Consider the following 16,332-nt stretch of genomic DNA (forward strand, 5'->3'; position numbering starts at 1 on the left):
AGCCGACACTGGCAATACGCCAAGGCAATTGCAAGCGGCGGCAACCGCAAGTATCAATATCGGTGATTTATACTTTCTGATTTCGGGTATCCATTAGTCGGGGGGAATGTAACATGACGTCAATCGCGAGCGAGCGGCCGGAACGGTTCAGCATCGGCAGGGCTTTCAGCAATACGTTTTCGGTAATCGGACGAAGCTTCGTCCCACTTGCCGCCATCGTCGGCCTTTTTTCGACGCTGCCTGCGCTGCTGTACAACATCTGGAGCTTTAGACAGATTGCAAAGATAGCAGTACCTGGGGCGAGCTTCGAGCAATCGGCGATGGCGGGCTATGGTGCCGTTTCGATGATTGCCGGCCTGGTGCTCCTGATCTTGGCCTTTCTGGCGCAGGCGGCGCTGGTGCGAGCGACAATCGAAGATTTGAACGGCAAGCGCCCGTCGATTGGCGATTGCATTCAAATAGCCCTGCGCAGCTTCCTCCCCACGCTCGGAATTGGTCTTGTGATCATCGTGGCAATATTTCTGGTGGCGATGATATTAACGATCATCACCATGGCCATCCCCATCGTCGGCGGCGTGATTGCACTTCTGTCGCTTATCCCCATAGCCATGTGGTTGATCAGCATATCGGTGGCCGTGCCCGTCGCGGTTCAGGAAAGGCCTGGCGTCTTCGCCTCGATTTCGCGAAGCAGGGCGCTGACGAAGGGAAGCCGCTGGCGGATATTCGCGCTGTTTCTCGTCCTCGGCATTGTTGCGATAGGGCTACAAGCGGTTTTCACCTTGCTGTTTCAGGCTGCAATTGTGAGCGGCGGTATCAGCACGACCGGACTCATTGCCGCCGCCATCGGAAGCAGCCTGCTGTCGACAATCGTTTCGGCGGTAATTTCGGTGGCGATCGCCGTCACCTACATCGAGCTGCGCCAGGTCAAGGAAGGCACCAGCGTCGACGAGCTGGCGGAGATTTTCTCCTGACGGCCATGCAGCGGTCGAGCCGCACGGATTCAGTGGCAGTAGCTATGCTCCGATTGCACGCTCGTTCGGCACAGGCATGACGAGGTGATCGTCACATCCGCCTTGGTCAGCGCTCCGGCAAGCTTCGCCTGCAGCCCCGGCATCTCCACGCTCTCGCCGCGCCGTTTCAGGCATTCCACCAGCCCGTGCAGCGCCCAGACATTGTCGGGGTGCTGGGCGCAGCGTTGCACCCTGCCGCTCAAGCCGAGATCGTCGCGATAGACCTGCTCGGCCTCTTCAGTGTGGCCCTGATCGAGCAGCAGAGCCGCCAGCGCATGGCGCGGGGGGTGCATCCAGGCCCATGGCTCGGTGTAGGACAGATTGTCGTCGAGCTCGACCGCGTGGCGCAGATGAGCGTAGGCCTCATCGTGCCGGCCCTGATGATAGGCGAGCTCGCCGTCGAGCAGGGCAGCGCCGACGGCCAGCGAGGCCCGCGTCGGATTGCTGAGGAAGCGCCGCTCGGGTGGGATGGCTTCGATATGCCGGCGAAAATTTTCGCGCTCGCGCTCGGCGGCCGAAAACTGCTTGAGCGTAGCGTGCGCGACGCCCTTGGCGTAGTGCTGCATGGCGGCGGTCAGCACGTAGAGTTCCGGCTCCGCCACCATTGGCTCGTCGATGATCTCCTGCCAGCGGCCGAAGCGCACCTGCACGTGCGCGCGCATGGCGTGATAGCCCTCCACCGTCTGGGTGAGCTTCGGCCGGTCCTGGATGGCGACCACGTCGCGCGTGACCAGGCTGCGCACCTTGTCGGCCGCCCACAGCGCCGGCTGGTACTGGCCAAGGAACATGCAGGTGAACATCATCAGATGCAGGTCGTGGCAGCAGCCGAGCAAATAGTAGGTCGTCTCACCGGCATAGGCGAGATAGAGGTCGTTGGCCCGCACCGCCTTTTCGCTGGCAAGCTTCGCCTTCTCGTAGTCGCCGCACAGCACATGGATATGCCCGGGCATGTGGTTCATGTGGCCAGCATCGGGGCACATGGTACCGAGCAGGTCGGCCGAGCGTATGCCGCGTTCCGGCTGCGTCGACATTTCCAGCAGATGGATGTGCAGGTGCAGAATCGCCGGATGCGGCGCAGTACCTGCTTCGTCCGACAGCCGGATCGAGCGCTCGCAGACCCCCAGCGCTTCCAGCACATCCGAATTCGGCGCCGGCTTGCCGGTCTTCAAATCCCACAGCCGCCGCACCGTGCGCATCATCAGCGCCTCGACGGTAAGCGCCATCACGTCATGGTCGTCGGGAAAGTCGCGATAAACCTGCCGCATCGCGGCAGCGTAGGCGTTATCCCACTGTTCGAATTCCGCGGGCACGCCATGCGGCTGCTGGAAGCGGGCGGCCAGCGCATCGATCAGCCGCTGCTCGACGGGGCTGGCGCTCGCAGAAACAGCCCGCGCGAGCTGGACATGATCGAAGCAGCGTTTGGCGGCGCGGTTCGCTTCGTCCTTGCCATGTTCCTTCCAGGTGAGGTTGTAAAAAGGCCCGGCGGCATAGGCGATGCCCCAATGCACGAAGGCGCAATCAGGGTCGGTCTCCAGCGCCTTCTCGAAGCATTTTATGCCTTCCTCATGGTTGAAGCCGTAGCACCAGTTCAGCCCGATATCGAACCAGCGCTGCGTCTCGGCCGAAGCGGTGGAGATGGGGCGGCGATAGGTGCCGAGGTCGAAATGGTCCATGTGTTCTCCAGAACATGGCGGGTTTGGCTTTTCTATCCGATGGTCATACATCTAAGGGCAATACGGCCTTGATAGCCACTGGCGGCATAACGTCGGAGAAGATCCTCGCGGACAGAATCGCTATAGCCCTTGCTGTATAAAGGTGGATGGTGCTGTATTCGCGAGAGTCAGCTGGGGAGTGGATAAGTGATTTTGCACAACGACATAACCGCAAGCTTCCGAGAAGCCCAGTCGAAGCTAGTGGTTCAGACAGCAGACCTCCCTCTCGGTACACTAGCTGACATGGTGGAAAGCCAAGCCATTGATCTTCAGCCCGGTTTTCAGCGAAGGGAACGTTGGTCGATCGAAAAGCAGTCTGCCCTGATTGAGTCCTTTTTGCTCAATGTTCCAGTTCCGCCCGTATATCTTGCCGAAGAATTGGACGGAACGTACACAGCAATTGACGGAAAACAGCGACTCAGAGCGATAGCAGACTACATTTCTGGGAGATTTAGTCTAAGAAATCTTGAAAGATTAGTTGAAGCTGACGGAGTGCGGTTTGAGGGCTTGCCAACAGAAATAACTAACTCCTTGCGCCTGCGCCCGTATCTAAGAGTTGTGACACTTCTAAAGCAAACGGACCCATTGTTGAAATACGAGGTGTTCCTGAGGTTGAATCGAGGAGGGGAGGCTTTGAACGCTCAGGAAATAAGGAATGTCGCGTTTCGAGGCGAGTTAAATGACCGCATCTATGCCTTATCTGGCGATTATTTCTTACGAAAGCAGCTGAAGATAGATAATCAAAAGTCCGCAGCATATCGGGAAATGGACGATGCTGAATACGTTCTCCGTTTCCTAACTCTCCAAGATCGATTCGATCAGTTTAGCGGGAGTCTTGTAAAAGAGATGGATGATTTTATGCGTAGAAATCAACGAGCGGACACGGGAGAAATCAACGATCTTGCTCACAAGTTTCAGGATGCTATCGAACGATGCAATGCAATCTGGGGCGACAATGCCTTCAGGCGGCCGGAGGGAGCTGGATGGAGAGATCAGACGTTGGCCGGAATGTATGATGCGCAAATGATCGCCGCGTCTCAAATAACTGGCAACACCGCTAACAATGCTATCGCTCATACTGGCAGGGTTATTTCGGAAACGCGAAAGCTTTTTCAAGAGCCAGAATTTGACAAGGCGGTCAGGACTGGGACGAATACCCCACAGAGGATAAGGTATCGTGTGGGAAAGATGAGGGAGCTTCTGGAAGAAATCTAAGATGAGCGTCTTTCGGGGGGAATTTTTTGATGCTCTTGGAGTTATGCTGAAGGTCAGTGATGATGCCCTGCTGCTTGACCGATTACCCATCACCGATCCTCACAACGTTAGCGCAAGAATCCTTCGACATGGGCTTGCCGTTTCAGCGTTTGCTCTTCTTGAGAAATACCTAAAGTCAATATTCGAGGAATTGGTAAAGGAGGTGGCAAGATCAGCGTTAGCGTATCAGTCGCTTCCTGAAAAAATGAAAAAGTTTTTCACGGTAGACTCGGTTTCTGGTTTAAGCAATAAGGCCTACTTCATTAAGGAAAGCTTGGCGAAATTAAGTTTCGTAGAGACTAATTTGTCTTTAGTTGCGTCTTTTGGTGCAGTGCCTCCAGTCTATACGTCGTTTGGATTTAGCCCGAGTGGACCAAATGTTGGACACGAGGACATCAAGCAAGGGTTTGCGTCATTCAGCGTTAACAACGCTTGGGGAAAATTAGATGCGATAGCTCGTCAAATAGGAGCGGCAAGTCTCAGTCTTGAAAACGACTATAAGGCATTAGCCCAAGCGCGTCACTCCAGCGCCCATGACCCAGCTGGGAATATACCGACTGGCACTCTCCAATCGAGTATCCGTAGCGGCATCGTCATTGGAATAGCGGCTGATATATTGGCCTGCGATGTCGGCAAGATAATTAGAGGGACTTCGAACACTCAGTCGCTGGATGCGAAGGTGAATTCCGTTACCCATCGCGTGAGGTTTATCGATGAACTGGCAAATGGCGCCTGGGTAGAGCGACCCACGATCGCTAGCAGGGCTATTAAGAAATATCCGGATAGACCGTCTGCGAAAGCAGGTGTCCTAGCTCGAAAGTCGTTGGGTATGGTGGTCGTTCGCGGGATATCTACATCTCCACTTGAGCTATTTAGTTAGGCGAGTTCCAGAGTCGGAATATGGTCAAAGTACCAAATGAGTGACGTGGGGTGGTGCTGCGCAATCGCCTCGTATTCAAAATATACATGACGACAGCGCAGCACATCGTGGATCACCCCTCCAGCCACACCTTCTCAAAATGCTGTTCCAGCGACTGGTGCTGTTCGCAGCCTTGCACGCCTTTGCGATAGGTGCGGTAGACCGAGCGCCAGTAGGGCTGGATGATGATGCCGGCATCGCGCAGATTCTGCTCGATCCTGGCCATGATCTCCTTGCGCTGGGCGGCGTCCGGCGTTGCCAGCGCCTTGTCGAGAAGTTCGTCGAACTCTTTGTTTGCATAAGCACTTTCGTTCCAGGCAGCGCCCGATTTGTAGGCGAGCGCCAGCACCTGGACGCCGAGCGGGCGGCCCAGCCATTCGGTTGTGGAGAAGGGGTATTTGCTCCAGTCGTTCCAGAAGGTCGCGGCCGGCAGCACGGTGCGCTTCATCTTCAGGCCGGCCTCGCGCATCTGCGCGGCGATCGCATCGCCGGTGCTCTTTTGCCATTCGACGTCGACCGAGATCAACTCGAATTCGTGGTCCGTCTTGCCGGCCTCGCCGAGTAATTTCTTGGCCTGTTCCGTGTCGCGCTTGGCCGGGCCGATATCGGCAAATTCCGGGTGCATCGGGCCGACATGGTGATTGTCGGCAGGCTTGCCGCGGCCGCCGAGGCCGAGCGCCAGCACGGCCGAATTGTCGACCGCAAGCTGGGCGGCGCGGCGCACCTTGACGTCGTCATAGGGCGCGTTGCCGACATTGAAGCGGGCGACGATGGTCGAGCCGGTGGCGATCTCGGAATTTTGCAAGCCCATCTGCTCGGTCTGTGAGACAGCGTCGGAGGCGGTCTCGTGGTCGGTGTCGATCTCTCCGGATTCGAAGGCCGACAGCATGGCGTTGGGATCGGAGCCGTAATCGACCCATTTGATCCCGTCGAGGTAGAAGTCGCCTTTCCACCAGGGCTTGTCCTTGCGCTTGACCTCCGCACTGGTCTCGGCATTCCAGCTGACCAGTTCGCAGGGGCCGGTGGTGATCGCCAGCGCCTTCATCGGATCGTCGCCGCCCTCATAGGAGCGGTGCATGATCAAAGCCGGATAGTCGGCCATACCGGCGATCAGGGAAATGTCGGGCTTCGGCAGATTGAGTTTGACGGTGAAGTCGTCGACCTTCTCGATGCCGCCGTCGACCGGTTTCTTGGTGTCGGCATTGATCAGCGCACCCATGCGCGCGGCGACCGAGTTGCCGGCGACGGAAGCATCGCACCAGCGGGTGAGATTGTGGATGACGTCGTCGGCGTTGAAGGTGTCGCCATTCGACCAGGCGATGCCCTTGCGCACATGCAGCGTCAGCGTCTTGGCGTCGTCGCTGGTTTCCCAGCTTTCGAGCAGCCACGGCTCGAAGGTGAAGTCGCGGTTCCAGCGCACCAGATATTCGTTGCAATGGCGCGCTACATTGGACATTTCGACGCCGTCGAAAGTACGTGGATCCTTGAAGCCCTTGACGTTCATGGCGACGCGCAAGGTGCCGCCGCGTTTCGGCTCTTCGGCCCGGGCAGGCGAAGGGGAAAGGCCGCCCAGCGCCAGCGCGCCGGCGGCACTGACGCCAAAGCCGGCCATGATGGCGAGATATTCGCGGCGGTTGACACCGCCCTTTGTGAAATCTTGGGCGACGGGTTTGGCCTGCGGGTGCAAATTGCGGTCGGTCAGCATGAATTTCATCGTCGTTCCCTTTTTTGTTGGGCGCCCCGACGGTCCGCTTCCGCTGGGGGCGGATGCGATCGCCGAGGCGCCGTTGCCTGAGCAGGTGATGATAAAGCGGGCCGACACCGGGAAATGTTCGCTTTTCCGCAATTCTTGTGCACTGCTCCGCAGTGGTAGATGGCCAATCTCCCCCCTTGTTGTGGGGGAGATGTCCGGCAGGACAGAGGGGGGCGCTGTCCCGCCATCCCGTCTGCCGACTGGAGTATCATCGCAGATAATCGTTGCGTTGATTTAGGATATTGAAGGGCCGCGATCCTTCGCGCCCCCCTCTGGCCTGCCGGCTTTCGTCGTTCGGAAAGCCAAGCAATTGGCTTTCCATCCGCTACGCGGACCACTCCTCAACCCCCATGAGGGGGAGATCAGCGCTTCGCCGCCTCAATATGGCCAGTCGTTCTTGCCGAGCACGGCGACGGCGGCGATGGCTGCAAGCGTGCACACGAACGCCTCGCCGGCGCGCTGAACACTTTTGCGGGCGCGCAGAAAACTGTGCACCAGCCGCGGCTCCTCATACCACCAAGCGCGGCCGCCGGCGGCAACGATGCGGTCGCGATAGGTCTCGCCGTCCGATGACAGCGGATCGCACTGGGCAGTGATGATGACAGTCGGCGGCAGGCCGGAGAAGTCATTGTCTTTCAGCGGAGAAAAAGTCGGGTCGTCGGGCGACTGTGCCGGGACAGCGCGAATGGTGCGGTAGAACGCGATGTCGCGCAGCGTCAGCAACGGTGCCTCGGCATGTTCGACATACGAGCCGGCACTCTCGTCGCCGCCGAGGCCGGGATAGATCAGCACCTGGCCGGCCGCCCGGCGCAGGTGGCGGCGCGAGGCGTGCGCGACCGCGGCGGCAAGGTTGCCGCCGGCGCTTTCGCCGACGAGCACGATCGGCAGGTCCGTTGTCACCGCCGCCCATTCGAACACGGTCAGCGCGTCGTCGAAGGCGGCCGGGTGGGGATGTTCCGGCGCCAACCGGTAGTCGGCCGAGACAACGTCGAAACCGGTGCCGGCGCAGATCTCGGCGCAGATGTCGTCATGGCTGTCGAGCCCGCCAAGCACAAAGCCGCCGCCATGATAGTAGACGATGACGGCGCGCACGGGCTTGCCCGCCATCCGATAGTAGCGGATCGGGATGGCGTGCCCTGCATCTGCGGCGATGATGCCGCCGCTGGCCGAAACCCCTTTGGGACAACCCTGATGGAAGGCGCGGCACATCGCATCATAGACCGACCTTTGCTCGGCGATCGGAAGTTCGGCGATTTCTGGCGGGAACCAGTCATTGACCAGGTCGATATACTCCCACAGCGCCGGATCGAGCAGGGTGGCGTATTTCCCCCGCCTGGCGATCTTGAGCTTGTGGACCGTGCCCATCTCTCAGAGCTCGCCGTAGAGCCGTTCGGCGTTTTCAAAGGTGAAGCGCAGCGGCACCGAGCCCTCGACCCGCCATGCATCGACGGTGTCGCCCGCCATCAGCCGGCACGCGTCTATCGTGTTGGTGACGGCGCCGCCATAGAGCCGGTTGGCAAGGTTGAGGATGGCGGTCTGGTGCATGGCGGCACTGCCGCTGCCGCAGGCATCCTTGACCAGAAGCACGCGAAAGCCGGATGCGACCGCGTCCTTCACGGTGGCGTCGATACAGGCCTCGGTCCAGACGCCGGCGACGATCAGCCATTCGATGCCGCGCGCCTTGAATTCGGTTGCGGCAGGCCCGGCGCCGAAGGCGCTGGCCTGCGTCTTGACCAGCATCGTCTCGCCGGCCGCGGGCGCCACTTCCGGGCAGATTTCCGTCAGAGGATCGCTCTTGTCGGAAAAGGCGGACTTGCCGTCGGCGTCGAGCGGATGGAAGGGATGCGCCTTGGCGGCATCGACGATATAGGCCCAGTGGTAGAGCGGCACGAAGTTGCGCCGCGCCGCCGCCTGCAGGCGTTGGACGTTGGCCAGCACCTCGCCATAGCCTTCGACCAGATAGCGCTTGTCCTGCCGATGCTCTTCCTGGAGGTCGATGAACGCCGCGGCGACCGTGCCACGTTTGATCGAGATGGGGCTTTTCATGTGGACGGGCCTGGGTTCGCGACCAACGCCATTCCGTTCAGCGAAGTCGCGCAAACAGTGGTGATTGGCCGGTGCCTCCCCACCTTCGTCATCCACGGGCGAAGCAGGAGCGAAGCTCCGTCGCGGAGACCCGAGGATCCATGCCGTGACGCTGGTCGGAGAGTGCGGCGGAGCAGAACTTGCACCGTTGCGGCGCGGAGGAGTCCCGGCATGGATCCTAGGGTCTGCGCCGCGTCGCTGCGCTCCTTGCTTCGCCCTAGGATGACGACGGGATTGGCGTTCGCGATGGTTGCCAAGGGATGCGAAGCGACCATCAAACCTGCTTCTCCAGAAACTCATCCTCGTAGGGAAAGCGCGACAGAAGCTCGGTGCCGGTGTCGGTGATCAGGATCTCGTCCTCCAGCTTGACGCCCTCGCGGCCGCCTTTCTCGCCGATATAGCTTTCCACGCTCACCACCATGCCGGGCACGACAACACCGTCGCGGCCGTAGGTTTCATAGTCCATGGCGTGCGCTATGAACGGCGTCTCGCCATGCATGCCGACGCCGTGCATCACCGAGGTATAGCGCTGGTCGACGAAACGGTCCGGGATTTTCCACGCCTTTTCGGCGATTTCGCGAAACGCCATGCCCGGCCTGACGATCGAAATGTTGTGCTGAACCTGGTCGTGCGCCATGCGGTAAAGCGATTTCTGATAGTCGGTCGGCTTGCCCGGCCCGCAGCGGAAGGTGCGCGAAAAATCGGAATAATAGCCATAGCAGCCGATCGTATCGGTATCGAGCGCCAGAAGCTCGCCCGGCCGGATCTTGCGGCCGCTGGCCTCGTTGAACCACGGATTGGTGCGCTGGCCCGAGGTGAGGAGCCTCGTCTCGATGAACTCGCCGCCCTGGCGGATCACCTCGCCATACATGATGGCGAACAGCTCGTTTTCGGAGACGCCGGGTTTTATCGCCTCGCGCACGGCATAAACAGCGGCTTCCGCGCCGGCCATCGACACCTGCAGGCATTTGACCTCCTCAGGCGTCTTGACCGCGCGCACCGCCAAAATCTCGCCCTGGCAATCCTTGACCTCGCAGCCGCGCTTTTCCAGCGCCAGCGCCTGCAAATGGCTGCAGCGGTCCAACCCGAGCTTCATCGAGCCGCCGCCATGTTTCTTCAAAAGCTCGGCGATCTCGTCGGCGAAGGGGCCGGCGGTTTCGTCGTCGCGGCCCGACACCGAAGACCATACCAGCTTGGACGGGCGCGCCTCGTCGATCGTGTCGAGCACCATCGAGACATGGTAGCTCTGCGGGTATTCGAACAGCACGATCGGCCCGTCGGTCGGGATGAAGAAATACCGCGTCGAGTTGCGCAGGAAATAGCCGAACATGTTGCGCGAGCCGGTGGCATAGCGCTGGTTGTAGGGGTCGAACAAAACGACGCCGCCATAGCCCGCCTCGCGCATCCAGCCGCGCAGTTTCGCCAGCCGCCCTTTGCGCAAGGCGTCGGCATCGATGAAGGACGGCTCGGTATCCGACAGCCACATGCCGCCGGCGGAGTCGGCCGCGACCGGGTGGCGCATGCGGTCCTTGAAATCCACATCCTCGGTGCTGTCCGGGTCGAAAACGACGATGCTCATGGGTGCGCCTCCTGAAGGGCTAGACCATAGCCATGCGCCGAAAAATGTCTGTGCGAGAATCCGCAGATGTCGTGCGAAATGCCGCAAGAAGGGCATGGATACAAAGGGCAATGTTGCGATCCTTCGCGCCCCCCTCTGTCCTGCCGGACATCTCCCCCACAAGGAGGGAGATTAGCAGCTTTCGCGTCCCGCTCGCCCTGCAACGTTGGTGATTGGCGAAAGCCGAGGCGACATCTGATCTCCCCCCGTGTGGGGGAGATGTCCGGCAGGACAGAGGGGGGCGCTGTCCCGCCAGCATCTCACCGCGTTAGCGCGCAGCGCCCTCTAATGCCGCCGCATCGCCTTCGGCGCGTGCCCATGCTCCTCGCGAAACGCTCGGGCAAAACTTGACATGGACGCGAAGCCGCAGGCCAGCGCCACGTCTCGCACCATCAGCGTCGAATGGGCCAACAGGTCGGCGGCGCGCCGTAGCCTGAGGCGCCGGTAATAGCCGTTGGGCGAAATGCTGAGCTCGGTTCGGAAATTGCGCTCCAGCTTGTCGGAGGAGACACCGAGCCTTGCCGCCAGCTCCGTCATGCCAAGCCGNGCCAAGCCGCTCTTCCACCGCATCCTCCATGATGGCGATGGCCGACAGCACCAGTTCGTTCTGGACGCCGGTGCGCAGCCTGAGCGGCATCAGCTTGCGGTCGACGCTCGAACGCAAGGGGCTGTGCACGAACCATTCGGCAACGCCCGCCGCGAGCTCGCCGCCATAATCGTTGGTGATGATCTCCAGCATCATGTCGAGGCTGCCGACGCCACCGGCCGAGGTGAAGCGTTTGCGGTCGATGACATAGAGATCGCGCCGAAGCTCGATATCCGGGAAGGCCTCCGTGAAGGCCGCCTGGCTGGTCCAGTGCAAGGTGCAAGCATGGCCGTCGAGCAAGCCGGCCCTGGCGAGGAAGAAGGCGGCGTCGGCCACCGCGCCGATATGGGCGCCGGCGCGCAGGCTCCTGCGGATCCAGGCAACCGCATCGTCCGCGACAAGCAAGTCCGCATTGCCGCCGGAGCAGACGACGATGCGGTCGACCTTCGGTGCGCTGGAGGCTGAGAATCCCGGTTGTATGACAACCCCGTTGGACGCCTCGACCGTTCCCTGGTCGGCGCCGACGATCACCCAGCGGTAACAATCGCGCTTGGCCAGCACGTTGGCGGCGCGCAATGGCTCGATCACCGAACTGAACGCCATCATCGGAAAGCCGGGAAAGACCAGAACGGCGAAGGTGAGGGGACCTTCGCTCGCTGCGGGTTGCGCCCGGTCGTGTGTTTGGCTGGCACGGTCGGTATTCACAATTGTGTATTTCCCGGGAGCGTCATTGGTGGCAGACAGGAAATGTAACGGGCTTTTTGGCCCGCCGGCAATGGAGACGACGCCATGTTTGCGGCCCAGACCATCGACAGCACCGACAAGCCGGCCTTCTACCGCGAACTGGCCACCCAGTTGAAGGCGCTGCTGGAAGGCGAGAGCGACTCCGTCGCCAACGCCGCCAACACATCGGCGCTGATCTTCCAGATGGTGCCCGATCTCAACTGGGCCGGCTTCTATTTCCTGGCGTCGGACGAGGAGCTGGTGCTTGGACCGTTCCAGGGCAAGCCGGCCTGCGTGCGCATCGCCGTCGGCAAGGGCGTGTGCGGCACCGCCATCGATCTCGAAATGTCGATGCTGGTCAAGGATGTGCATGAATTTGCCGGCCACATCGCCTGCGACGCCGACTCGCGCTCGGAACTCGTCGTGCTGCTGAGGGACAATGACGGCGTCTTCGGCCTGATCGACCTCGACAGCCCGACGCCCGGCCGCTTCGACAAGGACGACCAGGCCGGCATCGAGGCGCTTGCCGCGATCTATGTCGCGGCGAGTTCGTTCGAGGATTAAGCGAACTTCACCAGCATCAGGCTGAAGCAGCCGATGAACAGGAAGGCGCAGGAGGCGAGCGCCAGCGGGCGAAGGCCGCGCGAGCGCAGCTGCGAAATGTTGGCCTGCAGACCCATGGCGGCGAGCCCCATGGTCAGCATGATGGTCGTGGCGAACGCCATGGCCGACTTCACTTCGGCCGGCACGGCAACCAGGCTGTTCAGCGCCACGACGGCGATGAAAGCGGCGACGAACCACGGCATCGGCGGCCGCGCACCGGATTGGTCGCTTGGGCGATCGTCATTGCTCTTGCGGCGCGCTATCAGGCCGAGCGCGATGACCATCGGCGCCAGCAGGGCGACGCGGGTCAGCTTGGCGACGGTGGCGATCTCGCCGGACTGGGCGCCGTTCTGGAAGCCGGCGCCGATGACCTGTGCCACCTCGTGGATCGAGGCGCCGGCCCACAGGCCGAATGCGTGCTGGTCGAGGCCGAGCACCGGCGCCAGCACCGGAAAGCCGAGCATGGCGACGGTGCCGAACAGCGTGATCGAGGCGACGGCATAAGTGACGTCCTCGTCGCGCGCATCGGTGACGATGTTGGTGGCAACGATCGCCGAAGCGCCGCAGATCGAGGTGCCGGCGGCAATCAGCTGCGCCAGCTTGGCGTCGACGCCGATCAGCCGGCCAAGCGTAATGGTGAAGACGAAGGTCGCTCCAAGGGTCAGCGCCACGATGCCGACGCCGCCGGCGCCGATGGAGACGACCTGGCCGAGCGTCAGCTGAAAGCCGAGCAGCACGATGGCAAAGCGCAGCAGGCGCTTCTGCGAGAATGCAATGCCGGCCTTGGCGTGGGCGGGCGTGCCGAGCACGTTGGAATAGATCATGCCGGCGACGACGGCGAGGATCATCGGGCTGAACAGCGCGAAGCCGGAGACATTATGGGCCGAGAAGGCCACCCCCGTGATCATCGCCACCAGCACGATCCCGGGGATGACGCCATTCCACACGGAACCGAGCCGCTTCCGGCCCACGGCCAGGTCGGCGGAAATCATGCTGATCGGAATATCGTTCGCTAGCTGGGCGGCGGAAGACAATGCAATTCTCCACGCAAGTACCTCAGGAGAATGTCATTCCAGAATCGATCTTTCCAACGAATTGTTTTTGTTGAAATGATCGATTTTTGTGAACGTTTAGGGCGGCCGAGGTCAGAATGAGAAAGAGCGGCCGGGCGAAACCTGGAGCCGCCCTAGATCATGATGAATTCCCATCACGATCTAACCCCACTTTTTGGGATCATGCCCTAGTATTTCATCCCAATTCGCGCGGCGATCGTATGGTCCTGGCTGTCGCCGTTGCTGCCGACCGCGGTGCTGTAGTTCAGCCCGAAGGCAATACCGCCGATTTGCGCATCGACGCCGAGCCCGATTGACAAATAGTCGTTGGAAAAGGCATCTGCGTCCAGCGCGTAGGGCGTGGTGCCGATATCGGCATAGCCGAGGCTGACGCGGCTGGAGCCGGCAAAGTCGTGCGTATACTCAAAGCGCGCGCGCGGTGTGAGCAGACCCCAGCTGGTAGGAATGTTGTTCTCGATGCGCAGGCCAAGGGTGCCCGACAGCGTGTCGACGGTCTGCTTGCCGAAGGTCAGATTATAGATGTCGCCACCCGTCTCGGTGAAGCCGTCAAGCGTGGAGTGGGACCCCGACAGACGTCCATAGGGTGATATCAGAGAGTCCGGCCGGCGAAATTCGTAGCCCGCCGTCAGCGACCCGAAGACCTGGCTTCCGTCGCGCGTTCCAGACGCGAAATCGCCGGTATCGGTCACATAGCGCTCACTGTCGAAATTGAGGGCGCCATAGCCGGCAAGGCCATCGACAAAAAAACCTGGCGCCGGGCGGTAGCTGCTATAGGCGGCGACCGAGATGGCATGAGCGCGGCTTTCGGTGCCGTTGCTCCCGACGTCGGTGACGTCATGGCCATAGCCAAACCCGAGACCGGCGGTGAAGGTCGGGGAAAAGCGGTAGTCGGCACCGACGCTCACGCCGACCAGCGTATGGTCGAGCTTGATGGCTCCATCGTCATCGGTGCCGAAATTGACGTAGCCGCCGCTCCAGAAGGCCAGTTCGCCAAATGGGTTCTCGGCCGGCAGTGACGACGTCTGGGTGTCCACGTCCGTGCCAGTTGAAGACTGTCCGGTCTTGATCGGCGACGCGCCGGTCGAGGTCCTGTCCTGCTTTGCGTTGGCGTTGGGCTGAATGCGCTCCGGATTGGGCGCTCCGTAAGTGGACTGCGACGATGCTGTGTCGATTGCGGCGAGCGCCGGATCGTTCGCCGCATTCTGCTGCTGAGCGTATGCGTCGGGATTGTCCGACGATTGCTGGACGGCAACGCTGAGGCCTATCGAATTGTGGCGCTGGTCGCCCTCATTGTGGAGCTGTTCCAGCCTCTGTCCAAATCCCTGGATCTGAATGTCGGCGAAGTGCTTTGCCGCCTCCACCTGTGCCCGAATCAGGCCGATCACTTCCGGATCGCGGGAGGGGTCGGGCCGTGCCGTGACGTTGATGGTCACGGTTGCCGGAGGTGACGTTCCGTCGGCATTCGAGAGCGTGTAGGTCAGGCTGGTTGTGCCGGCAAAGGTGGCTGCCGCGGCAAACTGCAGGATATAAGCGTCGCCATCGGGCACAATGGAAGCCGTGCCCGCTTCGCTCGGCGGCGGCGAGGCAATCGTGGCGCTGGTAAACGGCCCATTCGTAGCCCCTTGCGTCAGGTCGAGGGACCCGGTCGTTCCGGCCATCACGTCCAGCGTGTGGTCCTGTGCCGACGGCAAGTGGATCTCGACGACCACAGTGTAGTCACGTTGGCCGGTAAAGCCGTTGCTGTCCGTGGCCCGCACCGTAAAATCGTAATTGGCCGCGACAGTGGGTGTGCCAGCCAGTGTACCCCCAGGCGAGAGTGCGAGGCCGGGAGGCGCCGAGCCGGAAACCACGGTGAAGGTGTAGGGTGCGGCGCCGCCATTGGGGCTGCTTGCGGTGATGGTCTGGCTGTACGGCGTGCCAATATGTGCATTCGGCAATGTTGCCGGCGAAAACTCCACCGTCACCGTGGTGCAGGACAGGACAAGATTGGTCACCTCGGCTCCCGCCACCGTGCCCGAGGCCGTCGTGACCGTGCATGTCTGGTCGGCCGGCTTGGCAGTAACCTCAACGCTCCAGTTGGAGCCGGTCAGCAGGCCATCCGCAAAGGCAAAGGTGGTATCGCCGACATTCACGTTCCTGGTTTGCGTCCCTGCCGGCGAGCTTGATGTCAATTTCAAACTCACCGTCCCGGTCTGACCGCTCGCCGTGCCGCTGATCACATAGAGCGGCTCATCAAAACAGATCAATGCGGACCCATCGCCTGAATTGACGCCTTCCGCCACCGCAGCCGATTGCAGCGAGCCGGCATCCGATGATCCGCCGCCGCCGCCGCCGCCGGCGCCGTTCCAGTTCTGCTGGCACGAGGTCGTGCCGACGCCTGCGCCGCCACCACCGCCGCCGACAGTAGCCCCGCCACCGCCGCCACCAGCATATCCGGCGCCCAGGAAAGACCCTGAGAAATTTCGTGCAGTTCCGCCTTGGCCATTTGTCTGACCGGCCGTGCCAGGAAAACTATCGCACCCAGCGCCGATCGCGCCACCGGCACCTACAGTGCCACCTTCACCGCCAAAGGGGCCAAGGCCGCCCGAAACATCGGTTCCTGCCGAGCCGGATCCCCCGCTCTTGCCACCGNCCGCCGCCACCGCCGCCAGCAATTGCCAGGCGGGTTCCGCCCAGCCGCAGGTCGGTCGCCCCGCCACCATTGCCGCCGTCGGGAGTACCGCTCGCGCCACCGGGATTGACCGCGAGCGAGCCACGGCCGCCAACGCCGACAGAAAGGATGTCACCCGGCGCGACAGTCAAGGAACCGCTCACCTGGCCGCCGAGCCCGCCGGCGCCGCCTGGGCTCAATGGGCTGCCCCCGATGGTGCCGGCGCCGCTCTTGCCAACCCCGCCTTGCGCTCCCTTGAGGTATACTGTGGCGGAATGGGTGTTGCCAGGAACCGAGATGGACTGGTCGCCGCCAGTAAAGCTAAAAGCATGAGCTGTCTGTGTGG

The 16,332-nt window shown here is 61.4% G+C and carries 11 protein-coding genes and 1 pseudogene; 4 read left to right on the forward strand and 8 right to left on the reverse strand.

The genetic code is table 11. From position 1 onward, the window contains the following. Positions 1-113: 113 nt before the first annotated feature. Positions 114-971, forward strand: coding sequence for a hypothetical protein (locus X757_RS163720; RefSeq protein ID WP_023702285.1), 858 nt, complete (start codon positions 114-116; stop codon positions 969-971). 29 nt (positions 972-1,000) lie between these two features. Here the strand turns inward: X757_RS163720 and X757_RS163715 are convergent, their stop codons facing one another. After that, positions 1,001-2,683: a tetratricopeptide repeat protein gene (locus X757_RS163715; protein ID WP_023724878.1), complete on the reverse strand. Its 1,683-nt coding sequence runs from the start codon at positions 2,681-2,683 to the stop codon at positions 1,001-1,003. Positions 2,684-2,869: 186 nt separating this feature from the next. Here X757_RS163715 and X757_RS163710 point away from each other — a divergent pair, with 186 nt between their 5' ends. Then, positions 2,870-3,937 (forward strand): DUF262 domain-containing protein, encoded by a 1,068-nt coding sequence (locus X757_RS163710; protein WP_198024374.1) that lies wholly within the window; start codon positions 2,870-2,872, stop codon positions 3,935-3,937. A 1-nt stretch (position 3,938) separates the two neighbouring features. Then, positions 3,939-4,856, forward strand: a complete 918-nt coding sequence (locus X757_RS163705) for a HEPN domain-containing protein (RefSeq protein WP_023724880.1) — start codon at positions 3,939-3,941, stop codon at positions 4,854-4,856. A gap of 112 nt (positions 4,857-4,968) precedes the next feature. On the opposite strand, the gene X757_RS163700 is transcribed toward X757_RS163705, so the two are convergent. From X757_RS163700 to X757_RS01000000164390, 5 genes and pseudogenes are all read right to left on the reverse strand, one after another. Further along, positions 4,969-6,609: an ABC transporter substrate-binding protein gene (locus tag X757_RS163700; RefSeq protein ID WP_023724881.1), complete on the reverse strand. Its 1,641-nt coding sequence runs from the start codon at positions 6,607-6,609 to the stop codon at positions 4,969-4,971. Positions 6,610-7,026: 417 nt separating this feature from the next. After that, entirely contained in the window at positions 7,027-8,013 is a 987-nt protein-coding gene (locus tag X757_RS163695; RefSeq protein WP_031250960.1) for an alpha/beta hydrolase, read from the reverse strand. 3 nt (positions 8,014-8,016) lie between these two features. Beyond that, complete coding sequence (locus tag X757_RS163690; RefSeq protein ID WP_023724883.1) at positions 8,017-8,694, reverse strand: isochorismatase family protein; 678 nt, start codon at positions 8,692-8,694, stop codon at positions 8,017-8,019. A gap of 313 nt (positions 8,695-9,007) precedes the next feature. Next, positions 9,008-10,312 (reverse strand): Xaa-Pro peptidase family protein, encoded by a 1,305-nt coding sequence (locus X757_RS163685; protein ID WP_023724885.1) that lies wholly within the window; start codon positions 10,310-10,312, stop codon positions 9,008-9,010. A 324-nt stretch (positions 10,313-10,636) separates the two neighbouring features. Continuing rightward, positions 10,637-11,543: pseudogene (locus X757_RS01000000164390) on the reverse strand (GlxA family transcriptional regulator). A 183-nt stretch (positions 11,544-11,726) separates the two neighbouring features. Here X757_RS01000000164390 and X757_RS163680 point away from each other — a divergent pair. Further along, on the forward strand, positions 11,727-12,224 hold the full coding sequence (locus tag X757_RS163680; RefSeq protein WP_023689662.1) for a GAF domain-containing protein: 498 nt from the start codon (positions 11,727-11,729) through the stop codon (positions 12,222-12,224). On the opposite strand, the gene X757_RS163675 is transcribed toward X757_RS163680, so the two are convergent. Next, positions 12,221-13,255: a YeiH family protein gene (locus tag X757_RS163675; RefSeq protein ID WP_373432823.1), complete on the reverse strand. Its 1,035-nt coding sequence runs from the start codon at positions 13,253-13,255 to the stop codon at positions 12,221-12,223. The two genes, X757_RS163680 and X757_RS163675, sit on opposite strands and share 4 nt — an antisense overlap. A 248-nt stretch (positions 13,256-13,503) precedes the next feature. Next, entirely contained in the window at positions 13,504-16,092 is a 2,589-nt protein-coding gene (locus tag X757_RS163670; protein WP_156933369.1) for an autotransporter domain-containing protein, read from the reverse strand. Positions 16,093-16,332: the final 240 nt, after the last annotated feature.

It is taken from the genome of Mesorhizobium sp. LSHC412B00, from assembly GCF_000503035.1.
Classification (GTDB): domain Bacteria; phylum Pseudomonadota; class Alphaproteobacteria; order Rhizobiales; family Rhizobiaceae; genus Mesorhizobium.